This window comes from Prevotella heparinolytica (genome assembly GCF_004342845.1).
Classification (GTDB): domain Bacteria; phylum Bacteroidota; class Bacteroidia; order Bacteroidales; family Bacteroidaceae; genus Bacteroides; species Bacteroides heparinolyticus.
Genome location: NZ_SLXB01000011.1, coordinates 1 through 24,828 on the forward strand (window position 1 = coordinate 1; position 24,828 = coordinate 24,828).

Below are 24,828 nucleotides of genomic sequence, written 5' to 3' on the forward strand. Positions count from 1 at the left end.
GCATCAATAAAAGAAACGGGACTCCCAATAATACCGTTGTGGACGAACTGTTGTATGCTGAACGTTATGCCATTGAGAGGACCAATGCATGGATGGACAGTTACAGGACTATTTTAAATCGATTTGAAACAACGGTTAGGAATTGCGAATCATGGAACTATATTGCATTTATGGTAATTCTGCTAAGGAAATATTTGAGAAAAAGAAAAGTTTAAATCACTTCTTATTATAAATTGGTATCTTTGACCCATTGGAAACAGTTTATTGAGGCCTATTTACAATAAGGATTATTCCGTTGTGAATACATTAGGTGCCTCGGCCTTTATTCGGGGGCAATCCTCTGCCACGGCAGAGGATTTTTGTTTTGTGGAATATATGAATTATGAAAAAGAATATCAATACTAACGTTACGCAATGGTTTGTTTTCTTCAAAGACCAATTGCTACTGCATAAAGGGTATACGAACAATGGAGAGGCTATGTACAGTATACCTGTTGGAGAAGAATCGCCATTGGGACTTGATAATGGGGCCAACGTCCATGAGGTGGTTGCTTTCGCCGGTGAGCAGGCGAGGGCATTTGCGGTAAATGAGCCTATAGCGGAAACGGAAGAATGGGTGATGATGGGGTTGAGGGCATCGTATGATTATATCACTACGGATGCATATCGTTCTGCCGGGAAAGCTTATCAGATTCTTTATTGGGATGAACACAGCCGCTTCTGTCCGGTGTGCGGTACGGGTATGGAGCAACAAACTCCTATCATGAAGAAATGCCCTAGCTGTGGGAACGAAATGTTTCCGCCTGTTTCTACGGCTATCATTGTATTGATAAGAAAAGAAAAAGAGATATTGCTGGTGCGCGCTCATAACTTTCGGGGAACGTTCTATGGGTTAGTGGCCGGATTTCTTGAAGCTGGAGAGACATTAGAGGAATGCGTGGAGCGTGAGGTATTGGAAGAAACCGGTCTGAAAGTGAAGAATATCCGATATTTTGGCAGTCAACCTTGGCCTTATCCCAGTGGCTTGATGGTGGGCTTCATAGCCGACTATGAAAGCGGAAATATAAAGATACAGAAAGATGAACTTAGTGCAGCTGCATTTTTTTCCAAAGACTCTCTACCTGAGATACCACGTAAGCTGAGCATTGCCCGGAAGTTGATAGATTGGTGGCTAAGCGAAAATGAAGATTAAAGTCCTTTTATCTAATCCAATGTTGATAAGGAAGAGAGGATTGCTTTTATTCGGGATAGATAACAGTATAAACAGTATTATTGAGGTGATTTTGGAAAAGATGAAACGGGCAAGTGAATAATAACTATTCTATCTCTTTGATTCGTTCAATCTGACGATTCAGAAAGTAGTCGGCATAGAGGCTGCAATCTTCTTTTTCGTAGAAAGCTATCAGTCCTTTTCTGTAACTCAGAATATCGGAATCCTTTGTGGAATATACGGGAATGAGGCCTGCATTCATCAGAGCAATACTTTCTATCATCCTTGCAGTCCGTTTATTCCCGTCAATGAACGGTTGTAAACGAGCAAGATTACAATGCAAATATACCGCCTTTTCTAAATTAGTATATTCATCTTGTTGAAAAAGAATCTCGTTCAGCTTGCTTTCTATTTCTTGTGAGTTCTTGGGAGGAACGTAGTTCGTTCCGCTAATACGCACTGCTCGTACCCGTAATGCCCCCGATTCTTCATTAGATACTAATCCCGTAGAAATAGACTGATGTACTCTGAAAAGAGTGCGCTCGTCTATAATTTCTTGATTCTTTTCTTTGTGGATATATTCTAGTTCGGAAATGAAAGTGTTATAGAGGTTTTTAAGCATTTTGGCATCTTCGTATCTCTTTTCAGAAGTAATGCCGTCTTTCAGTAATGCTTCAGTTTCAACGTAAGTGTAAGTATTGCCTTCTATCTTCCCCGAATAGTAGCACCAAACGACAGCCAAATCCTTTATTTCATTGGAATAAAGTTCAGACAACTTGGAAAGGGGATTCTCTAAAATAAAAGAAGCCTTCTTTTGCTGTTCTTCGTTGAATATCGGTTTCATACCTTAGCATATTTGATGAGGTCATTTTCTATGCCAGTAAAAGTAATTATAAGGATTCTGCTTTTACTATGCATCCCTCACCCCTTAAATCACTGGAGAATCGTTGGTTTTAAACCTCTTTTTAATCCTTAAACCAAAAATCCTTGTAACTAATTCTGATATTCAGTTAGTTACAAGGATTAAAAGAGGTTCCTGGCGGATTCGAACCGCCGTACACGGTTTTGCAGACCGCTGACTAAGCCACTCATCCAAGGAACCAAAACAAACTCAAGAATGCTTTATTTCTCGATTGCGGATGCAAAGGTAGTACATTTTCCGTAACTTCCAACTATCCGCAGCAACTTTTCTTCTTTTTTTTCCTTTCTACTCCGCATTCGCCCCGCTTTTCATCCAGTAACTGCTTTAAGTCACAACCTGTGGCACAACCGGCACACGGATTCTCATTCTTCTCCGAACGACGAAAAAAAGAGTAAAAACTCATACCGATGCGTATGCAACAAAACAATAACAAAAAGGCTACTGCCCACTCCTGCCAATTACTCATACAAACAATCCTCCTATCTGATAAATTGCAAATGACATCAACCATGCCAATGCCGTGGTATATGATGCTGCAAACAACGCCCATTTCCAACTGCCCGATTCTCCTTTAATGGCAGCCAGAGTGGCAATGCAGGGGAAATATATCAATACAAACACCATGTAGGCAAAAGCTATCAGAGGAGTAATCGGAATACGTTCGCCCAAGCTCACCGCATCTGCTTCAGAATCGTCGGCATAGAGTACTCCCAGCGTGCTCACCACCAACTCTTTTGCTCCTACCCCCGAAAGGATGCCGATGCCCAGTTTCCAATCGAAGCCTAATGGCTTGATAACCGGTTCCATGGCTTTGCCGATACGGCCGATATAGGAGTTTTCCTGCTGTTCGGCCATCGTGTCGTAGGCTTCGTGATCGGGATAGTAGCCCAAAGCCCATATCACGATGGAGGCTACCATGATGATTCCTCCCATCTTGCGCAAGTATTGTGCGCCCTTTTCCCATGTATGGCGTAGAATGGATTTGGAAGTAGGCATACGGTAAGGAGGGAGTTCCATGACGAACGGGGTATCATCGCCTTTGACCAGAAAACGACAGAAGAGCCGCGCCATGACTACTGCCAACAAGATGCCGATGGCATAAATCGACAATAACACCAGACTGGCACTGTCGGGAAAGAAAGTTCCGACAAGCAAAAGGTAGATAGGCAGACGGGCGCTGCACGACATCAACGGATTGATGAGCATGGTGACCAGGCGGCTTTTCCGATTCTCGATGGTGCGCGAAGCCATTATGGCAGGAACATTGCATCCAAACCCCATAATCAAAGGAATGAAGGATTTTCCATGCAAGCCCATCTTATGCATAATCTTATCCATGATAAAGGCGGCACGTGCCATATAGCCCGAATCTTCCATCAAAGAAATAAAGAAGTAGAGGATGAGGATATTGGGCAAAAAGACGATGACACCTCCCACACCACCGATAATGCCGTCTATCAATAAATCCTTTAACGGGCCTTCGGACATGTTCTCGTGTATCAAATCTCCCAATGCCTCGACGAGCCACTCGATGCCTTGCATCGGATAGTCGCCCAACACGAAAGTGCCTTCGAACATCAGATACAGAAACAGGAAGAAGATGGGGTATCCCCAAATGCGGTGTGTGACGATGGAATCTACGATGTGGGTGACACGCGATGTATCCTGATGGTTGTCCACGTAGGTTTCGCGCAAGGCACCGGCAATGAAACCGTACTTGGCGTCCGTAATGGCTTGTTCGCTTTCTTCGTTTATCGCATTGCGAAGGCGTTGCTCCTCCCGGTCGCGAACCTCAAGAATGTCTTTTGCGTTGGAGAAAGTCTGTACTTCTTTTTCCAAATCCTTGTCGTTCTCCAGCAACTTGATGGCCAAGAAGCGGGTGGAATATTTATGGCGGATATTTTCGTTCAGGCCGATTACACGTTTCACCCCTTCTATGCTTCGTTCCAGCTCAGGTCCATGATTGATGTGGATGTGCCTGCAAAAGCCGCGTGTATGTTCCACTTCTTCTTTGTGGCTGCCGAAATCGTGGTCGGGCACGTATTCCTGGTGCCAATTGCGAAGGTCGTCTAAGATTTCGCTGTTCATCTTGCCTGTGCGATCCAGAAAATCGGCTCCTTCGTAGATATTTATAATTACATGAAACAGTTGGTCGATGCCTTTTCCGCTACGGCTGACCGTAGGTATCATCGGTACGCCGAAAAGCCTGCCGAGCGTGACGTAATCCAGCGTATTTCCACTGGCTTCCAGTTCATCGTACATATTCAGCGCGATGACCATGCGTACATTCATATCAATCAACTGCGTGGTGAGATAGAGGTTACGCTCCAGATTGGAAGCATCCACTACGTTGATAATGATATCGGGCGTTTCATTGATGATATGGCGGCGGACATAGATTTCTTCGGGAGAATAGGCCGAGAGGGAGTACGTGCCGGGAAGGTCGACGATACGGAAGTGATAACCTTGAAAATCGAAATATCCTTCTTTGGCATCTACGGTGACTCCACTGTAATTGCCCACATGCTCGTGTGCTCCGGAAGCAATGTTGAAAAGGGAGGTCTTGCCGCAATTGGGGTTTCCCACCAAAGCAACGTTGATGGTGCGGCGCTTTCCGAGCGCAAGCCGTTTGAGGTCGGCTTCGCCCAAGCGCACTTCTTCGCTCAATCCTTTGTGGTAATCCGGCTCCACGGCCTGTGCTTTGGCTTCCTGCTCACTGATGATTTCTATCATTGCGGCTTCTTGGCGCCGCAAGGAAATCTCATAGCCCATCACCTTGTATTTAATGGGGTCTTTCAACGGAGCGTTCAGCAGCACTTTCACTGTTTTTCCTTTTATGAACCCCATCTCTACAATCCGTTTGCGGAAACCGCCGTGCCCCAGCACTTTCACGATTACCCCTTTCTCACCGGTTTTCAACTCGGACAAACGCATACTCTCTTCCCTCTTTCTGTTTAATGATGCAAAGATAGTGTTTATGCACACATACCGCAAGCAATTTAGAATGTATTTAAATAATAAACAACCGGGAATACGGTTAGGTTCTCGGTTTTGTTTTCTTTAGGGTCTGTTTAAATTTTCTTCAAGATAATGCCGGGTAGAATACAAGCAGGCTTTTACCGGAGGGAATACGTTTTTTTATTCTTTACAAAAAATGAGTCGTTTGTAAAGATTTTCGGATGCGTTCTAAAATCCTTGTCCATTTTTACTAAAAATTCACCGGATTTTTAGTAAATCTTCGGGGAATTTTTAGTAAAAATCCGGTGAGTTTTTAGTAAATTTCTACCGACCTGATTTGCATAACGTTAGAAGCGTTTTTTTTGTTTATGATTTCTTTCTTGCCAAAAGTAAAAAAACACACCACATTTAAAAGCGTCATGTCATGCGCTGTCCCCTAAGAGCATTCAGCTAAACCCTTGAGTCATTTCCGCAGATAAACGATGGTGGGCAAGTGGTCGCTGTAACCGTTGAGCCAAGTCCTTCCGCCATGTGTACGCAGCAAAGCGCCTTTGTATTTCCCTTCCTGCTGAATCATGTAATCGCGTATGAACACTTCGTTATGGTCGTATTTCAATCCTTTCCGGGCTTTCAACAGAGGTTTGGAAATGAGAATCTGGTCGAACAGATTCCATTTGCCTCGATAAAGCAACGTTCCCACTCCCTTGTCTTCCAATGTCTCCCACCATGGGTTATAAAGCCCGCCTTTCTTCACCTGTTTGGGATATTTGCGTGTGCCGAGTTCCCGCAGGCTTTCGTCCATAGGGTCATCGTTCAAGTCGCCCATTATGATGAGCTTAAGTCTTTTGTCTTCACGCATCAGCGAGTCTTTCAGGGCTTTCACCTGCCGCGCCGCATGCACGCGCACCGGCGAATCTGCTCCGCGAGACGGCCAATGATTGACGATGACGCAAACCCGTTCGCCGGCCAGCTGTCCGTCCACTATCAGAAAACCACGTGTCAAATGCATCGTATCTCCCTTGAAAGGAGTGGAAAGAACCAATTCGGAAGCGGTGACGCTGAATTGCTTCGGGTCGTACAGCAAAGCACAGTCTACCCCGCGTTGGTCGGGACCTTCATAATGTACGTATCGATAGCCGGATATGGCCGGTTGTTTAACCAAATCGTCCAGCACCCTGCTGTTTTCCACTTCCGCCACACCGATGAAAGCCGGGCCTTCGGGCACTACATCCCGCGAAAGTTCGCCCAGCACTTTGGAGAGATTCCGCAGCTTCGATGCATATTTCTCGGCAGTCCATTTATAACTGCCGTCAGGCAAAAACTCATAATCGTCTTTTCCCGCATCGTGAATCGTATCAAACAAATTTTCCAGATTATAAAACGCCACACTATATACCTTTTGCTCCGTATTCTGCGCTCCCGATGTTGCAGCATAAAGCCAAACAAAGAGTAAAACAAGTAATTTCTTCATATAATTATTAAAATTGTTTTCTGCAAAAGTCAGAAATAAAATGCGATAAACCTACTTTCCCCGCCACTTTTTTCTGTTTCAAGGCCAACGCATCGGCTCAAACCGGGCGAGTTACCCCTCTCGCAACAAAATAAATCGCATTTTATTTTGCAGTGTCTCGGACTTGCACTATCTTTGCGCTCTGAAAAAGAAGACCATTACACTATTCATTACCAAAATAGTAACAGAATAATAATTATAAAACAAATATCAAAATGAAAAAAGGTATTCATCCTGAAAATTACCGTCCGGTAGTATTTAAAGATATGTCAAACGGCGACATGTTCTTATCTCGCTCTACTTGCAACACAAAAGAGACTATCGAATTCGAAGGTGAAACTTATCCGTTGGTAAAGCTCGAAATCTCCAGCACTTCTCACCCGTTCTACACCGGTAAGTCCAAGCTGGTCGACACAGCCGGTCGTGTTGATAAGTTTATGAGCCGTTATGGTAACCGCAAGAAATAATCAGTTTTGCTTAAAGCTGAAAAAAGGGAATCTTTTTCGTTAAAGGATTCCCTTTTTTGTTATACAGGAATATTTGGCTATGAGTAACGTTCTTCATTTTCTCGTTGAATCCTGCCGGAGGTCCGGCAAATGGTACAAAAGTCTCTATCGGAACAAGCCTTGGTATAAGAGAGTATTGGCGTCTACCGTCTCTTTCGTTGTTCTTTTCCTCATCTACCTTATCATGGTAGACATCAATTTCCTTTGGCTGTTCGGCAAATCTCCCGGTCTGTCCAGTATTCATAACCCCGAACAGCCCATTGCGTCGGAACTTTATAGTGCAGACGGAAAGCTGATAGGCAAATATTTCCGCGAAAACCGCAGTCCGGTAAGTTACGAAGAAATTTCCCCCATACTCATAAAAACACTCATCAGCACCGAAGACGAGCGGTTCTACCAGCATTTCGGCATCGACTTTCAAGGGGTGTTTGCCGCCGTCAAAGACATGGCCAAAGGCGATGCGCGAGGAGCCAGTACCATCACCCAGCAATTAGTGAAGAATATGTTCAAGGTACGCTCCCAATATTCCACAGGATTGCTGGGAAAAATTCCCGGCTTGAAATTGCTCATCATGAAATCCAAAGAGTGGATTACGGCAGTCAAAATTGAAATGTTCTACTCCAAACAGGAAATCCTGACAATGTATCTCAACACGGTAGATTTCGGCAGCAATGCCTACGGCATAAAAACAGCCTGCAAAACTTACTTCCACACCACTCCCCGTGAAATAACCTGCGAACAAGCGGCTACCTTAGTGGGGTTGCTGAAAGCCACCACAACCTATAATCCCCGCCTGAACCCGGAAAACAGCATGAAGCGCCGCAATGTGGTGCTGGAGAACCTGTGCAGAAACCACGGCATCACACGGGCCGAATGCGACTCTCTGAAGAAGCTGCCCATCAATCTGAATTATAATATCGAGACCAACCATGACGGGAAAGCCCTTTATTTCCGCGAAGCCATCGCCGATTATCTGGCTCCTTGGTGCAAAGAAAACCAAATAGATCTCTACGCCGACGGTTTGAAAATATATACCACCCTCGACAGCCGCATGCAACGATACGCCGAAGTTGCTGCAAACCGCCAGATGCGCATAGTGCAACGCAACTTCAACAACCATTGGGGCAATCAGGCTCCGTGGCGCGACCGCAATCATCAGGAAATACCCCATTTTATAGAAGACTTGTCCAAACGTACCCCAGCCTACAAGATACTGGCCGGTAAATATCCCGACCGTCCGGACTCCGTAGACTACTACCTCAACTTTCCTCATCGGCTGAGAGTGTTCGATTACGACATCGGCACTCGCGACACCACCATCAGCACCATGGACTCCATCCGATACATGGAACGCTTCATGCATTGCAGCTTTGTTGCCATGGAACCGCAAACCGGACACGTAAAGGCATGGGTAGGCGACATCGACTTCGGCTCATGGAAATACGACAAAGTGCTCTCCAAACGTCAACCCGGTTCCACCTTCAAATTGTTTGTTTATACCGCCGGATTCAACGAGGGCATGTCTCCCTGCGACTACCGCATCGACAAGCAAGACGTATGGAATGTCATCGAAAACGGCAAACCTACCCAATGGATTCCGCGCAACGCCAATGGCGAATACACCGGAGACACGCTTTCTCTGAAAGCAGCCTTTGCCCGCTCGATAAATACCATTGCCGTACAAGTAGGACAAGAAGTGGGTGTACACAAAGTAGCTGAGACGGCATACGCCATGGGCATCAAAACACCGCTGGAAGAAACGCCCGCCCTCAGCTTGGGGGCTTCGGATGTTTCTCTGTTGGAGTTGGTCAATGCTTATAGCACCGTCATCAATGAAGGAAAAATGCACGATGTAGTACTCATTACCCACATCGAAGATGCCAACGGAAAAGTAATCTACAAAGACGAGACCTCACAGAAACAAGTGCTCCCTTACGAAACCGCTTTCCTGATGACCGAAATGCTGAAAGCCGGAATGACCGAGCCGATGGGCACTTCGCAAGCCCTATGGGGATACGACCTGCACCGCTACAACACTGAGTTCGGCGGAAAAACCGGTACTTCATCCAATCATTCGGATGCATGGTTCGTAGGCGTCACACCCAAGCTGATAGGAGGTGCTTGGGTGGGCGGAGAACATCGCAGCATCCACTTCCGCACCGGAGAACTTGGACAAGGCAGCCGTACGGCTTTGCCCATATTTGCCTACTTCATGGAGCAAGTGCTGAAAGACAACAGTCTGAAAGGGTATCAGGCCCGATTCCCGCAAGCCAAAGAAAAAATTAAGAAGGAATATGGCTGCCGTTCCGTAATCCTGCGCCGCGACACCGACTCCATCGCAACAGACAGCATAGTTTCGCAGACAGTTCTTGAACTCGAATAGGGAATCACCTATCGGGAAATAGGGAAAAAAACAGGAAATAGGAGAAACCTTTTTCTATTTTTGTAAGACCAAACGAAAAACATAAACAACCATGAAACGATTTACCATTCTATTCTTCATGGCATGTCTCTTTGCGGCCACGGGGGTTGCGAAACCGAAAGTTAAAGATATCAGTGGAAGTATTGCCATCAATGGCGAACTGAAAAAAAACTATCGAAACACTCCGGCCGGTACTCCCGTCATCATTCGCCGTATAATCCAGAATCCCAAAACGTTCTCTCTTCTTTACGCCATAGAAATCAATGGAATACAGGAAACTATACCTGAGGAGGAAATGTACATAATCACTCTTTCCACTCCACAGACCGACCGGGAATTCTGGCAACAAGCATACTTTAAAAACCAGCTTTACAAGCATTTCAGCGAACGAGGTTACAGACATGAGTTGCGCCGGGAAATAGACGAGGAATGCAGCGAATATCTGGACAGGCTACATGAAATAGCCTATCAGGACGATTACATCACCTCCTATGTGCAAGGCGTATTTGCCAAACTTGCTCCTGCCGGCATCGACCCGAATCGCAACGAACAATTGAATGTACGTGTCATCCAATCTACCGAACCGGATGCCTACATGCTGCCTAACGGCTCCATGCTCATCAGTACAGGGCTTCTCTGTACGCTTGATTCGGAGGATGAGTTGGCTGCCATGATAGCTACCGAAATAGCCCACTTTGTACTTGACCATCAGGTAGAAAACATATATCGTGCCGAACGTCGTTTAAAAAACGCCGTTTTTTGGGGAAACGTATTTTCCGCAACTGCGGAAGCCGCTTTCGATATAGCTTATTGGAATAATGACAGCAATGCACTTACCGTAAGTACCATAGCTTCGTTGGGTGAAGTGGCATCGCTCTTAAGCATTCCTGCCATTAACCGACTGGGAATGAGATACAAGACTAATCAGGAGATAGCATCCGACCGCATTGCTCGCGATTTGCTCAGCCTCAAAGGATACAACCCCAACGGATTATCTTCGGCCTTAGGAAAAATCATCGACTATTACAACATTCGGCATCGCACCGAAAAAATCACCCGCTACGAAAGTACCCAATTGCTGCTAAAACGCATTGAGAAAGCTGGTAAAGCCGAAAGTCAGACCAGCTATCCTTATCTGAAGAAAACCAGTGACATAGTGACTTTCAATGCAGCCATGAATATGGCCAACCAACGTTACATGGATGCGGTCCGGCTCATTCAAAAAAACATAGACAACAATTTTGCCTCTACCCACGACTACGTTATTCTTGTCAAAGCGAAAATGGCTCTCTACAACACAGAAGATATCAACAACGAATGCCTCTCCTTGCTCGACAAAGCTCAGAAACTGGCAGGAAACAGTCCCAATCTGGATATTTACAAACAAAGAATACTGCTGTTAATGCGCATGAATAAACAATCTAAAGCCGCCAATTCTTTAAAAGAGTATCTCAGTTTGCTTGCAAAATATCAAGCCCAAGGCATAAAAGGGGAGGAAGAAGAATGGACTGCCAAAGAGATGAACTGGGCAGGAGAATTATTGGATAAGATAAGTAGAATTTAGAGGTTAGCGATTAGTGGTTAGCGATCAGCGGTAAATAGGGAACAAGTCAATCCTACGCCGCATGGTCACTAACCACTAACAGTTGCCCGCTGTCCGCTATTTACGGAACGGTGGTTTCACTACTTGTGCTTTCAGCTTACGCCCACGTACGTCAATATAAATCTCCGTATTTACTTTACTGTATTCAGGTTTTACATAGCCCATACCTATACCTATCTTACGGACAGGAGACATAGTGCCTGAGGTCACTACACCGATTGCAACACCATCCGCGCTGAACAATTCGCAACCATGACGAGGAATACCGCGATCAACTAACTCGAATCCTACTAATTTACGGACAGTACCTTCAGCTTTCTGCTTCTCAAGCATCGGACGATTGATGAAATTTTTTCCATCCACAAATTTTGTAATCCAGCCCAAACCGGCTTCAATAGGCGAAGTCGTATCATCCAAATCGTTTCCATACAGACAGAATCCCATTTCCAGACGCAATGTGTCACGTGCTCCCAAACCAATGGGTTTGATGCCAAACTCTGCGCCGGCCTCGAATAGTGCATCCCAAATCTTCATGGCAGCATCAGGATAGAAGTAGAGTTCAAAACCTCCGGCACCCGTATAGCCTGTATTGGAAATAATGACATCCTTTTCTCCGGCAAATTCACCATGCGTAAAAGTATAATAAGGAAGTTCGGAAAGGTTGATAGACGTCAGTTTCTGCAAAGCCAAAATAGCTTTCGGACCTTGTACGGCAAGTTGTGCCATACGGTCTGAAGCATTTTCCAATTCGGCTCCTTCCGTATTATGCGAAACACACCAGTTCCAATCTTTCTCTATATTGGAAGCATTTACAACCAATAAATATTTTTCCGGCTCGTATTGATAAACCAAAAGGTCGTCTACAATGCCTCCTTTATCATTGGGGAAACAAGTATATTGCACTTTACCCGGAGTAAGAGCTGCCACATTGTTTGAAGTAACTTTCTGCAAGAAAGTCAGTGCATGAGGGCCTTTTACCCAGAATTCTCCCATGTGGGAAACATCGAATACTCCCACTCCCTGACAAACGGTGAGGTGTTCATCAATAATCCCGGAATATTCGATAGGCATATTGTATCCCGCAAACTCGTGCATCTTAGCACCCAGCGAGATGTGTTTCTCTGTAAACGGAGTAGTTTTCATGATAACAAAGATTAAGTTATGGTATATTGTTTATAAATTATCTGTCGGCAACAAGGGCGGCAATCTTCACGATGACGTTCATAGCCTTTTCCATGCTCTGAACCGGAACAAACTCATAACGACCGTGGAAGTTCAGGCCTCCGGCAAAGATATTGGGACACGGCAATCCTTTGAAAGAAAGCTGTGCTCCATCCGTGCCTCCGCGAATGGCTTTCACGCGAGGTTCAACACCTGCTGCCTTCATCGCAGCGAAGGCTATGTCGATGATATGCATCACCGGTTCTATCTGCTCGCGCATATTGTAATATTGATCACGAAGTTCAAGGGTGGCAGTACCCAAGCCATATTCATCATTTATCTTTCTCACAAGATGCTCCATCTCCTTCTTGCGAGCTTCAAAACGAGTGCGGTTATGGTCGCGAATAATATAAGAAACCGTTGTCTGTTCCACTTCGCCATTGATGCCGATCAAGTGATAAAAGCCCTCATAACCTTCGGTATGTTCCGGAGTTTCATGAGTGGGAAGCATAGTTATAAAACGGTTGGCCACACGAATAGAATTAATCATTTTGTTCTTGGCATAGCCGGGATGCACATTGCGTCCCTTGAAAACAATCTTGGCGGCCGCTGCATTGAAATTTTCGAATTCAAGTTCACCCACTTCACCGCCATCCATGGTGTAAGCCCAATCGCAACCGAATTTTTCTACATCGAACTTATGAGCACCCAATCCGATCTCTTCATCAGGATTGAAACCTATGCGGATTTTGCCGTGCTTGATTTCTGGATGTTCCTTCAGATAAACCATTGCCGACACTATCTCGGCAATACCGGCTTTATCATCAGCCCCCAGCAAGGTTTTTCCGTTGGTCACAATCAGGTCTTCGCCCTTATGGTCAAGCAATTCGGGGAATTGCGAAGGCGAGAGAACTATATTTTGCTCTGCACAAAGTAGAATATCTTTGCCATCGTAATTTTCCACGATACGGGGGGAGACATCCTTACCACTCATATCAGGGCTTGTGTCCATGTGGGCAATAAATCCGATGACAGGCAACGGTTTATCCGTATTGGCAGGAAGAGTGGCGAATAAATAACCATTTTCGTCCAAAGTTATTTCTTCCAGCCCTAAAGCTTCCAGTTCTTCTTTCAGATACTTGGCAAACACCATTTGCCCCGGAGTACTTGGGGTAACTCCACTGTCTTCATTCGCTTGAGTATCAAAACTTACATACTTCAAAAAACGTTCTACTAATGTCATATCCATAAGGCTTTAATTATTTACGCTTGAAAAAGGTGTTTATTGATTGCCGTAAAGGTAGAAAAAGGGAAGTGAATAGCCAAGCAATTCACTTCCCTTTTTCATTTTTTCATATGGCATTTTGTCAATTAGAAGTGGCTGCTGCCATCAAAACAATGCGTGCAAACTTTGCATTTAGGCAGACCGATAGCCTCTACCAGGGTTTCCAGCGTATTGAATTTCAAAGAAGAAAGTCCGAACCGCTCTCGAATCACCTCTACCATTTTCTCATATTCCGGTGAGCCGGTGGTGGCATACTTATCCAGGTTTTTCGCATCATCTCCTTCCAATTCTTTGATGATACGCCGCGTGATAAGTTCCAAATCGCTTTTAGAGGCCGTAAAACCAATGAAAGGACAGCCGTAAATCAACGGGGGGCACGCAATACGGATATGTACTTCTTTGGCTCCGTATTCATAAAGAACTTTCACGTTGTCACGTAGCTGTGTGCCACGAACAATGGAGTCATCGCAGAATAACAGACGTTTCCCTTCGAGCATTGCCCGGTTGGGTATCAGTTTCATCTTTGCCACTAAAGAACGCATTTCTTGTTTGCTGGGTGTAAAGCTACGAGGCCAAGTAGGAGTGTATTTGGAAATGGCACGATGATAAGGAACTCCTTTACCTTCGGCATATCCCAAAGCCATGCCTACACCGGAGTCTGGAATACCGCAAGCACAATCTACTACCGAATTATCTTTTTGTCCCATTTTGAAACCGGAAGCAAACCGCACCTCTTCTACGTTTCTGCCTTCGTAGCAAGAAGTGGGAAAACCATAATATACCCATAGGAACGAACAGATTTGCATTTGCTCATTAGGCTTGCGCATCTGTTCCACGCCATCGGCTCGCAAACGGACAATCTCACCGGGACCGAGATAGCGTTCTATCTCATAATCCAGATTAGGGAAACTGCTCGATTCGCTTGTGACCGCATAAGCACCTTCTTTCTTGCCGATGACCACAGGTGTGCGGCCCCAATGATCGCGTGCGGCAATAATTCCATCTTCCGTAAGCAGTAGCATGGAACAAGAGCCTTTGATGTGCTTATACACATTTTCAATTCCTTCCACAAAGTTTTTGCCTTGTATTATAAGGAGAGCGATAAGTTCTGTTTGATTGGTTTTGCCCATGCTGAGCTCGGCGAAGTGCATGTTTTGGGCCAGCAGTTCTGTTTCAATTTCTTGTAGATTTACGATTTTGGCAACCGTTGTAATGGCAAAACGGCCAAGGTGAGAGTTCAGTATCAATGGTTGCGGATCTGTATCACTGATGATTCCTATTCCGGAATTCCCTTTGAACGTATCCAGTTCGTCTTCAAACTTCGTGCGGAAATAGGTGCTTTCCAGGTTGTGGATAGAACGGATAAATTCTCTTTTTTCTGTATTATATGTGGCCAGACCGCCACGTTTCGTTCCCAAATGGGAATTATAATCTGTACCATAGAACACATCAGCCACGCAATCAGCTTTGGCAACTGTGCCGAAAAAGCCTCCCATAAATCTTTTTTATTGTTGGTTACTAAAATTAACGGAGGCAAAGGTACAAAGAAGTTTTTTTTTCACGTTATTTTCTGTCGATACATATCTAAAAAAAACTTAGAGTCTATTTAACCGGAATTCGATATAAAGTAAGAATATCATCAGTTGCCTGCTATTTATGCTGTCTACCTCAATGGCCGGCTTCTCTTATGGTGTTCGATTTTTCTGTATTCTGTTTAATCGCAGTGTTACCTGAACTCGGTATAGGCTGCTCCTTTTGCTGAAGATGGGGGGGCATCCTGTCGGGCGGATATTTCCTGAATGCACCGGTTTACAGTGATTGGGCAGAAGAGAAGAGAGCCTTTCTGGCCGGCCGCCCTCGCCCTGTTTTGACAGCTGCAATCCTTTGTCGTGACAGAGGCAAGTGTTCAAGCCGACAGACACAAGTGTCTGACAAGGCAGGAGTAAACGCTTGATAACCAATGTGGTTTAGTTTTAAAATACAAGTCTCCGTATGAGGTTATCGACCTGCTTCTTATCCCGAATTCAGGCAGTGTTGTCTTGTTGAGAATTGATACTAAGTGTTTATCGAGAGGCATCCCTTGCAAGAGATACCTGTAGGCTGGTTTTGGTAGATATATATATCCATCGTGCTGCATCTATACTTCCAGCCGAGGACATCTATACTTCCAGCCGAAGACATCTATATAACCTGAATTCGGTATAAAACAAGATGTTATATGCCTGTTAAATACTTGTATATATCTTGCCGTTTTCCTCGCATATATGAGGTGCTGAACGTCGCATATACGAGACCACACACGTCGCATATACGAGACTACACACGTCGCATATACGAGACCACACACGTCGCATATACGAGACTTGGCACCACTGATTGACCCCTCCGGGAATGCCTCCGGGAGCGTTTTTTGTATAGGCGGAGTCTCTTTTTACATCGAACTCAGGTTATATAGCGAGCCGTGACGGGAAAGATAACACTCCAGAAAGTAAATGTTTTTCTTTTCCTGAAAGGCTTTCGGGATTGGACGTTCGTGATGTATCGTCAGATATCGAATGTTGAGTAGATAACCGGATAAAAAAACACCCTGCAAAACGAAAAACTCTTTGCAGGGCGCAATTAATACCTCTAAAAACTCTCTTTCCCTAATTAATGGACAAACTTTGATTCATTTCCATTTTTTCAGTGACTTTTTATCTGTGGAAGTGGCTTCAAACAAACTCAGGGCGAAACCGCCGCTGCGTGCTTCTTTCACAGATATCTTGGTCTTATGGGTCACAATGCCTTTTTTGATTTGATAAGAGGTGGGATTTGCTTGGTAGTCTGCATCTTTACCGTCCGCATAGAGGGTAGCCGCATACTGCTTACCCGGCTCCAAGAAATCAAGCGTAAAAGTGGCGGTACGCGCATTCTCATCCGTGATGCCGCCTACAAACCAATTGTTTGTGCCTTTTGCTTTACGGGCTACGGTGATGTAGTCACCCGGTTCTGCCTCTATATACTTGCTGTCATCCCAATCTACCGCAACGTCTTTGATGAATTGAAAAGCATCCATGTGCTTTTCGTAGTTCTCCACCAAGTCGGCAGCCATTTGCAACGGACTGTAAAGGGTGACGTAAAGAGCCAACTGTTTGGCAAGGGTGGTCTGAACTTGTCCGTGAGGCAGAGTACCCATAAAGTCAAGTTTCGTGTCGAATATGCCCGGTGTGTAGTCCATCGGGCCACCAATAAGACGATTGAACGGCAACAGCGTGGTATGGAACGGCTTACTGCCACCGAATGCTTCGTATTCAGTACCGCGCGCTGACTCATTAGCAATCAGGTTGGGATATGTACGGCACAAACCGGTAGGCCGCACAGCCTCGTGGGCGTTGACACAGATTTTATAATCGGCTGCTTTCTTCACTGCATAGAGATAGTGGTTGTTAAGCCACTGTCCGTAATGATGTTCTCCACGGGGAATCATATTTCCCACGTATCCACTCTTCACGGCATTGTAGCTATTGTCCACCATGAATTGATAAGCTTTGTCCATGTGTCGCTCGTAGTTGCGTATGGAACCGGAAGTTTCGTGGTGCATCATCAGTCTTACGCCTTTGCTCTTGGCATAAGCATTCAGCATCTTGATGTCAAAATCAGGATAAGGAGTCACAAAGTCAAATACATAGTCTTTCGATTTACCGAACCAGTCTTCCCAACCTTCATTCCAGCCTTCTACCAATACTTGGTCGAAGCCATGCCTGGCTGCAAAATCAATGTACTTCTTAACATTTTCATTGTTGGCTCCATGGCGTCCATTGGGCTTGGTTTTCGTATAATCCGTTTCGCCCAATTTTATAGAAGGCAAGTCATCTGTGTATGCCCAAGAACTTTTGCCGGCTATCATTTCCCACCATACGCCCACGTACTTCACCGGTTTAATCCATGAAACGTCTTCATAAGCGCAAGGCTCGTTCAGGTTCAATGTAATTTTAGACGCAAGAATATCGCGGGCATCATCGCTGACAATCACCGTGCGCCACGGCGAAGTACAAGGTGCCTGTAAATAGCCTTTGTTTCCTACGGCATCAGGTATCAACCAAGATTCAAACACAAAGTTCTTGTCGTCCAGATTCAGATGCATGCAAGAGTAATCTACCAAAGCTGCCTCATGGAGATTGATATACAAGCCTTCGGCTGTTTTCATCTGCAAGGAAGTCTGAACGCCGGTCGGAGAAAACTGCGTTTGTGAAGAGTTCTCGGTAATGGCTTCATCCATCAATCCACGAATCTCGGAGAGTTTGGATTCGGTGTAATCGTATTCCTGTGTATCATAGTCGCCCGGAATCCAAAATGCCGTATGGTCACCGGTCATGGCAAACTGTGTACGCTCTTCTTTTACAATAAAATAATTCAGATTCTTCTGCAAGGGAAATTCATAGCGAAAACCAAGACCATCGTTAAACAACCGGAAGCGGATAATCATATTCCTGTCTTGCACTTTCTGGTTAAGCGTCACAACCAATTCGTTGTAGTGGTTACGGATGTACTTCACTTCACCCCAAACAGGTTGCCACGTTTCATCAAATGTAGATGTGCTTGCGTTGGCCAGTGTAAAACCGTTCATCAGTCCGGAATCGTTCTTCAGTTCCAATCCTAATTTTGAAGGGTTAATTACACTTTTTCCTTTATAAAAAAGCTCGTAGACCGGTTCGCCTTGCGCATTTACCGAAAAGTTCAGTTTGAATTGTCCGTTGGGAGAGGTGATACTCTCTGCCATTGCTGCACTACTCATCATCAAAACGAGCAGGAAGCAAGCCATTTTTGTGCAGATTGCTTTCATGTTTCTCATGCTACAATTTTTTAATAAAGTTTGTAGTGCAAATATATATAAGAACGAGCGACTTCCCGATATCATCAGATTGAAAAGGGGGATGACTCACCGGAAAACGTTTGCATGAAGCTGCTGTTCTTAGTCACTGATTTCTTCCATAACCGGATTTTAATAATGGGAAGTGGCATGAACGGTTGTTTAAGACGAATTATCTTGCGATAATGTGCACAACAGGAGTCATCTCATGACCGAAGCATCGAATGACAAGGGAAGTAGTTCTCCTATATTGTTCAATTCATAGATTCCTTTTGTTCCATACAGTAATACACGCATGGGATGTTTGAAGCGTTTTTCCGTTTCGAGCATAACTTGCCGGCAGGCTCCGCAGGGTGGAATGGGAGCTTCCAGAAACTCACCGCGTTCATTGCGTGCTGCGATGGCTAAAGTGTCCACAGCTTGGTCGGGACATTGCGAGTTGGCGTAGAACAGTGTGGTGCGTTCGGCGCAAATACCCGAAGGATAGGCGGCATTCTCCTGATTAGAGCCTGTTATGATAATGCCGTTTGCCAGCCTTGCCGCAGCGCCTACCGAGAAGTGCGAGTAGGGGGCATAGCTACGTTTGGTAGCCTCGCACGCAGCGTCCATCAGTTCGCGGTCGGTGGCATTCAGTTCTTCGTATTCGTATATTTTAAGTGCGATTCGGATATTCAGTTCTTTCATATAGAAGAGGTTTATATTGTAATTAATGTTACAAAGGTAGAAAAGAGATTGGTTTTTTCAATTCTTTTGCGGACTTTTGTATCGAACTCAACTATTGAAACATGAAATGTATTTTCAGACTGACCGTGGTCATAGCCCTCATATTCACTTCCGTCGCTTCGATACATGCACAGCGCAGAAATCCCCGCTTCAATGAATATATCAAGCAATACGCTCCGCTTGCCGTAGACCAGATGCGGAAGCATAAGATACCTGCCAGTATCACTTTGGCGCAGGGCTTGCTCGAAAGCGGTGCCGGACATAGTCAGTTGGCACGCAAGAGCAACAACCATTTCGGGATAAAGTGTCATCGCACTTGGACCGGAAGTAAGGTTTATCATGATGACGACGCACGCGACGAGTGCTTTCGTGCCTATTCCCACCCGAAAGATTCCTATGAAGACCATTCTCTCTTTCTAAGGCAGGGAGTCCGCTATGCATTTCTTTTCAGCCTGAAGATAACGGATTATAAAGGCTGGGCGCGTGGGTTGAAAAAGGCCGGCTATGCCACCGACCCTTCGTATGCCAATCGATTGATTACGATTATTGAGGACTATGAACTCTATCAGTACGACAGTCGCGGTATGAGCAGGGGCGAAACCCGCAACTGGGAGAAGGAGCTGAAGAAGAAACCATGGCTTGCCCATCCGCATCAGGTGTATATTGCCAATGACATAGCTTACGTGGTGGCGCGCGACGGAGACTCTTTCCGCCTGCTGGGCAAGGAGTTTGACATCAGTTGGAAGAAGTTGGTGAGATACAACGACCTTCATAAAGACTATACATTGGAGGATGGAGACATCATTTATCTGAAAGGGAAAAAGAAAAAGGCCTCTAAAGCATATACCGTTTATATTGTGAAAGATGGTGATTCCATGCATTCCATTTCGCAGAAATACGGCATCCGTTTGAAGAATCTCTATAAGATGAATCGCAAGGATTCGGATTACGTTCCGGAGGTGGGCGACAGGTTGAGGCTGAGATAATGACCTGTATGCTGTGGGCTTACCTTTCCTATGCTGTGGGGAGAGCTCCTCTAAAGTGCGGGGTTACCATCCTTAAAGTGTGGGCTTGTGCCTGTTGAAGTGTGGGCTGACGTTCGCTCAGGTGTGGGGTTACGATTGCTCAGGTGCGGGCTTATACTTCCTTGCATGTCATAGCAGCGCTTCTGCCCCATCTTGTTCTTTCCTATCCGAAAACGTACAAGGTGTCCGAAAACGGACACCTTGTTTTTTATCCATTGAACTTACTTTCAGTGATTTATGATTTTGGCATGGTATTGGTATTAATTCTGTGTTATGTTCGCAAACAGTAAAAACAGAAACTATGGATAGAGAAATTCCGAAAGAGGTGCGTAAGAAAGAACGCAATAAGAAAATCATCCGTTACGGCATTGCCGGTGTGGCGGGCATCGTTGCGGTTAGCGTACTGATTTCATTGATGCGTACGGGAGTGAAGGTTAGCGACCTTGTATTCTCTAAAGTAGAGAAAGGCACGATTGAGGTCAGTGTCAGCGCATCGGGCAAAGTGGTTCCGGCGTTCGAGGAGATCATAAATTCCCCCATCAACACACGCATTCTGGAAGTATATAAGAAGGGGGGCGACAGTGTGGATGCGGGTACCCCCATCATGAAACTGGACTTGCAGAGTGCCGAGACGGACTACAAGAAGATGCTGGACGAAGAGCAGATGCGCAGTTACAAGCTGAAGCAACTGAAGCTTGACAATCAGACCAAGCTGACCGATTTGCAGATGAAAATCAAAGTCTCCGCCATGAAGCTGGACCGCATGAAGGTGGAGCTGCGCAACGAGCAATACCTCGACAGTCTTGGTTCGGGCACTACCGACAAGGTGCGCCAAGCGGAGCTCAGCTATAACGTGGCGCAGTTGGAGTACGAGCAACTGCAGCAGCAATATGCCAACGAGAAGGAGGTGCTGGCTGCCGAATATCAGGTGCGTGAACTGGAGTTCAGCATGTTTCGGAAGACTTTGGCCGAGACCAAGCGCACGCTGGACGATGCACAAGTCCGTTCGCCCCGCAAGGCCATCCTTACGTACATCGACAATCAGATTGGCGCCCAAGTGGCCGAAGGCAGCCGGATTGCCGTTATTTCCGACTTGAGCCATTTCAAGGTGGAGGGCGAGATTGCCGACACTTATGGCGACCGTGTGGCGGCGGGCGGCAGAGCCATCGTGAAGATTGGCAGCGAAAAGCTGGAAGGCTCGATAAGCAGCGTGACACCGCTCTCCAAGAATGGCGTGATATCCTTTGCCGTGCAACTGAACGAAGACAACAACCGCCGGCTGCGTTCGGGGTTGAAGACGGATGTCTATGTGATGAATGCCGTGAAAGAAGACGTGATGCGTGTGGCCAATGCAAGCTATTACGTAGGGCGCGGAGAGTACGAGCTCTTTGTGCGCAATGCCGATAAGGAGATAGTGAAACGCAAAGTGCAATTGGGCGACAGCAATTTCGAGTTTGTGGAAGTCGTCGGTGGTCTGAAGCCGGGCGATGAAGTGGTGGTGAGCGATATGAGCCAGTACAAGAACAAGAACAAACTCAAACTGAAAGACTGAAAACAAGTTTATTTAATCTCTATGATGGTTATGATAAAAATCTATTTCAAACAAGCTTGGGCATTGATGAGGCAAAACAAGCTCTTCAGCGCGCTCTACATCGTGGGCACGGGGCTTGCCATCGCCATGACCATGATTGTGGCCGTGGTATATTACGTCAAGCTGGCTCCCGTCTATCCGGAGGTGAACAGGGCAAATACGCTCTATCTTACCAATGCCCGTTTTAATAAGAATCCCGGCACCGACCGTCAGCATACCTATCAATGGGGTGTGTCCTACAAGGCTTTGCAGGAGTGGTTTTATCCGATGAAGAATGCGTTGGTCGTTTCGGCCTCTTTGAGGAACGACATGCAGGAGAACAGTTACATCCAGCCGGTGGATGGAAGCGGCGATTTCTCCGTATCCGTCAAGCTGACCGACCCGGCCTTTTTCCGTATCTATGCTTTCCGTTTTCTGGAGGGAAAAGCGTTTACGACGGCTGATTTGGACGGAGGCGTCCATACGGCCGTGATAACGGACGAGCTGGCCCGCCGCCTTTTCGGCACCGTGAAGGGAGTGGAAGGACGCACGTTCAGCCTGAACTATGTGGACTACCGTGTATGCGGCGTGGTTCGTTCGGCCAGCTGCCTGACAGGCGAGTCGTATGCGCAGGCCTATCTTCCTTACAGCGTGTCGCCGGACTATCGGGATAAGGAATACGGATTCGACTATCTGGGAGCGTTCAACCTGACTTTCCTTGTGAAGGACAGCCGTCAGGGTGAAGCCTTGCGGGCGGAACTGAAAGAGATTGTCCGTAAGGAGAACTCGATGCACCCCGATGACTGGACAGTGGATTTCTATGAGCAGCCCACCACCCATTTGCGCAGCGTATTCCAAGAGTATGTAAGCCGTGAGTTCGATGCATGGGCCACGGTGCGCTACTTCGCGCTGATACTGATTGTATTGCTGCTGGTGCCTTCGTTGAATTTGAGCGGTATGATTTCGAGCCGCATGGACGGGCGGTTGGCCGAGATGGGCGTGCGCAAGTCGTTCGGTGCCGGGAGGCGGACGCTGCTCTCGCAGGTGATGTGGGAGAACCTGCTGCTGACGCTGATGGGCGGTGCGCTGGGGCTGCTGCTGGCATGGCTGGCGATTTACGTCAGTCGCGAATGGGTATTTACGGTATTCGACAGTTGGCCGGGGAGGGTGCCCGAAGGAGTGGACGTGCGTGTGTCGGGCGAGATGCTGTTTGCCCCGTTGGTCTTCTTGGCGGCATTGGTGGTATGCGTGCTGCTGAATCTGTTGTCGGCGTTGCTTCCCGCTTGGCATTCGTTGCGCCGGCCGATTGTGAACTCATTAAATGAAAAACGTTAACCGTCTCATTCTTCCCATGAGAGGTGATAAAATGGAGATATCGTTATGTTCAGACTCATATTGAAGAATCTTTGGGCACGCCGCCGTCGCAACGGATGGCTGTTGGCCGAGTTGTTGCTGGTAAGCATCCTCGCTTGGGTGATATTAGACCCCGTTATTGTGGTGACGCACGACCGCAGCATTCCCCTCGGCTATGATGCCGACCGACTTTGCCTGGTTTCGCTGGCCGCTTTGCAGCCGGGCGCTCCGGGCTATGATGCGGAGAAGCGGGACTCGGCCACGCTGATGGACAATTACATGAATTTGGTGCGCCGTGCCCGTAGTTTCGAGGGTGTGGAGCGCACAACGCCGCTGATGGGTTTTTGTTATCCTTGCTCGCAAGGAAACAGCAGCAACGTCATGATGGCCGAAAACGACACACTGCGTTATCAAATGTTGTGGATGCAGTTTCTGCCCCATACGCAATTCTTCGAGACCTACGGCTTTCGTCCGGCAGCGGGAAGAACGCCCGAACAACTGTCCGACTACGACTATGCGAAGAATGACCTTGTACTCTCGGCGAATACCGCCCGAGCGCTTTTCGGACGGAGCGACGTGTCGGGCAAGCGTTGTTGGAGTGCTTATGCCAATGATACGACTTACTATCCGGTGGCCGGTGTGCTGGGAACGTTCAAGGCTTACAGCGAATGGAAGCCTGTCATGGTTGCTTTCCGCCCCATGCTGTCTGTCGATGCGACCAATATACCGGAATACGTCCAGATATTGGTTCGGCTCAAGGAGGGCGTCAGCATGAAGCGTTTTCTGCACGACTTCCGTCCGTGGATGGTGAAAGAACTCAGGGCAGGCAACCTCTTTGCCCGGCAGGTGCGCTCCTACGATGCCATCATTGCAGAGCGCGAGGCTACAAGCGCAGGGCCCATCTACCGCCGCAATCTGGCGATGGCGGCTTTCTTCCTCATCAATCTTTGCCTGGGCGTTATCGGCACTTTCTGGTTGCAGACGCGTACACGGCGTGAGGAGGTGGGCGTGATGCTCTCGTTCGGAGGAACGCCCGGCCACATCATACGTATGCTGATGGGCGAGGGGGCGGTTCTCACTGTGACGGCTTCGCTTGTCGGTTTCTTCATCTACCTGCAATATGCCCTGAAGGAGGGGCTGCACAAGGGGCTGTCATGGATGGAGGGGACGGCCGACTCTTACTGGGTGAGCGACTTCACGCAGCATTTCATCGGAGTGTCGCTCATCATCTTCATTCTGCTGCTTGCAGTGGTGATGACGGGTATCTTTTTCCCGGCACGCAACATCAGCCGCATTTCTCCCACGGAAGCCTTGCGCGACGAGTAGGGAAGTGCTGTTCTATCTGTGTTCTATGAGATACTGATGTCATTGCTCATGAGATACGTATGTCGTTGCTCATGAGATACGTATGTCGTTGCTCATGAGATACGTATGTCGTTGCTTATGAGATACGTATGTCGTTGCTTATGAGATACGTATGTCGTTGCTTATGAGATACGTATGTCGTTGCTTATGAGATGCTGATGTCGTTGCCCATGAGATGCTGATGTCGTTGCCCATGAGATGCTGATGTCGTTGCCCATGAGATGCTGATGTCATTGCCCATGAGATGCCGATGTCGTTGCCCATGAGATGCCGATGTCGTTGCCCATGAGATGCCGATGTCGTTGCCCATGAGATATATACGACGTTGACAACAGTATATATATGTGTCTGAAAAGAGAATAATAA

The 24,828-nt window shown here is 46.6% G+C and carries 16 protein-coding genes, 1 tRNA gene and 1 pseudogene; 9 read left to right on the top strand and 9 right to left on the bottom strand.

The features are described 5' to 3' along the window. Nucleotides 1–215: pseudogene (locus tag EV202_RS07000) on the top strand (IS5/IS1182 family transposase); the annotation flags it as partial. 167 nt (nucleotides 216–382) lie between these two features. Next, nucleotides 383–1,192 carry an NAD(+) diphosphatase gene (nudC, locus tag EV202_RS07005; protein ID WP_131926348.1) on the top strand — a complete coding sequence of 270 codons (810 nt, stop codon included), beginning with the start codon at nucleotides 383–385 and terminating at the stop codon, nucleotides 1,190–1,192. Between the two features lie 124 nt (nucleotides 1,193–1,316). Here nudC and EV202_RS07010 read toward each other — a convergent pair whose 3' ends face one another. The 4 genes from EV202_RS07010 to EV202_RS07030 all read right to left on the bottom strand — a co-directional run bounded on the left by EV202_RS07010 (nucleotide 1,317) and on the right by EV202_RS07030 (nucleotide 6,561). Beyond that, entirely contained in the window at nucleotides 1,317–2,054 is a 738-nt protein-coding gene (locus tag EV202_RS07010; protein WP_131926350.1) for a Fic family protein, read from the bottom strand. Nucleotides 2,055–2,240: 186 nt separating this feature from the next. Further along, nucleotides 2,241–2,312, bottom strand: a tRNA-Cys gene (locus EV202_RS07015). Nucleotides 2,313–2,594: 282 nt separating this feature from the next. Next, complete coding sequence (feoB, locus tag EV202_RS07025; protein WP_131926354.1) at nucleotides 2,595–5,066, bottom strand: ferrous iron transport protein B; 2,472 nt, start codon at nucleotides 5,064–5,066, stop codon at nucleotides 2,595–2,597. 487 nt (nucleotides 5,067–5,553) lie between these two features. Next, a complete protein-coding gene (locus EV202_RS07030; protein WP_131926356.1) occupies nucleotides 5,554–6,561 on the bottom strand; it encodes an endonuclease/exonuclease/phosphatase family protein in 1,008 nt (335 codons plus the stop codon). A gap of 254 nt (nucleotides 6,562–6,815) precedes the next feature. Between EV202_RS07030 and EV202_RS07035 the strand changes: the two genes are divergently transcribed. From EV202_RS07035 to EV202_RS07045, 3 genes are all read left to right on the top strand, one after another. Further along, nucleotides 6,816–7,067, top strand: a complete 252-nt coding sequence (locus EV202_RS07035; protein ID WP_106068279.1) for a type B 50S ribosomal protein L31 — start codon at nucleotides 6,816–6,818, stop codon at nucleotides 7,065–7,067. Between the two features lie 79 nt (nucleotides 7,068–7,146). Further along, the gene (locus tag EV202_RS07040) at nucleotides 7,147–9,489 is read left to right on the top strand and encodes a transglycosylase domain-containing protein (RefSeq protein WP_131926358.1); all 2,343 of its coding nucleotides are present in this window, start codon (nucleotides 7,147–7,149) and stop codon (nucleotides 9,487–9,489) included. 91 nt (nucleotides 9,490–9,580) lie between these two features. After that, complete coding sequence (locus EV202_RS07045) at nucleotides 9,581–11,092, top strand: M48 family metallopeptidase (protein WP_106068281.1); 1,512 nt, start codon at nucleotides 9,581–9,583, stop codon at nucleotides 11,090–11,092. Between the two features lie 96 nt (nucleotides 11,093–11,188). Here EV202_RS07045 and gcvT read toward each other — a convergent pair whose 3' ends face one another. The 5 genes from gcvT to cdd all read right to left on the bottom strand — a co-directional run bounded on the left by gcvT (nucleotide 11,189) and on the right by cdd (nucleotide 19,110). Then, on the bottom strand, nucleotides 11,189–12,274 hold the full coding sequence (gcvT, locus tag EV202_RS07050) for a glycine cleavage system aminomethyltransferase GcvT (protein WP_131926360.1): 1,086 nt from the start codon (nucleotides 12,272–12,274) through the stop codon (nucleotides 11,189–11,191). A gap of 37 nt (nucleotides 12,275–12,311) precedes the next feature. Beyond that, nucleotides 12,312–13,535, bottom strand: coding sequence for a peptidase T (pepT, locus tag EV202_RS07055; RefSeq protein WP_131926431.1), 1,224 nt, complete (start codon nucleotides 13,533–13,535; stop codon nucleotides 12,312–12,314). A 128-nt stretch (nucleotides 13,536–13,663) separates the two neighbouring features. Then, complete coding sequence (locus EV202_RS07060) at nucleotides 13,664–15,073, bottom strand: amidophosphoribosyltransferase (protein WP_131926362.1); 1,410 nt, start codon at nucleotides 15,071–15,073, stop codon at nucleotides 13,664–13,666. Nucleotides 15,074–16,245: 1,172 nt separating this feature from the next. After that, nucleotides 16,246–18,408: a glycoside hydrolase family 97 protein gene (locus EV202_RS07065; protein WP_131926363.1), complete on the bottom strand. Its 2,163-nt coding sequence runs from the start codon at nucleotides 18,406–18,408 to the stop codon at nucleotides 16,246–16,248. 219 nt (nucleotides 18,409–18,627) lie between these two features. Next, nucleotides 18,628–19,110, bottom strand: coding sequence for a cytidine deaminase (cdd, locus tag EV202_RS07070; RefSeq protein ID WP_106068285.1), 483 nt, complete (start codon nucleotides 19,108–19,110; stop codon nucleotides 18,628–18,630). Nucleotides 19,111–19,211: 101 nt separating this feature from the next. On the opposite strand from cdd, the gene EV202_RS07075 reads away from it, so the two are divergent. The 4 genes from EV202_RS07075 to EV202_RS07090 all read left to right on the top strand — a co-directional run bounded on the left by EV202_RS07075 (nucleotide 19,212) and on the right by EV202_RS07090 (nucleotide 24,423). After that, nucleotides 19,212–20,135 carry a glucosaminidase domain-containing protein gene (locus EV202_RS07075; RefSeq protein WP_131926365.1) on the top strand — a complete coding sequence of 308 codons (924 nt, stop codon included), beginning with the start codon at nucleotides 19,212–19,214 and terminating at the stop codon, nucleotides 20,133–20,135. A gap of 340 nt (nucleotides 20,136–20,475) precedes the next feature. Next, a complete protein-coding gene (locus tag EV202_RS07080) occupies nucleotides 20,476–21,726 on the top strand; it encodes an efflux RND transporter periplasmic adaptor subunit (RefSeq protein WP_131926367.1) in 1,251 nt (416 codons plus the stop codon). 30 nt (nucleotides 21,727–21,756) lie between these two features. Next, complete coding sequence (locus EV202_RS07085) at nucleotides 21,757–23,079, top strand: ABC transporter permease (protein WP_131926369.1); 1,323 nt, start codon at nucleotides 21,757–21,759, stop codon at nucleotides 23,077–23,079. A gap of 45 nt (nucleotides 23,080–23,124) precedes the next feature. Further along, complete coding sequence (locus EV202_RS07090) at nucleotides 23,125–24,423, top strand: ABC transporter permease (RefSeq protein WP_131926371.1); 1,299 nt, start codon at nucleotides 23,125–23,127, stop codon at nucleotides 24,421–24,423. The last annotated feature ends 405 nt before the right edge of the window (nucleotides 24,424–24,828 follow it).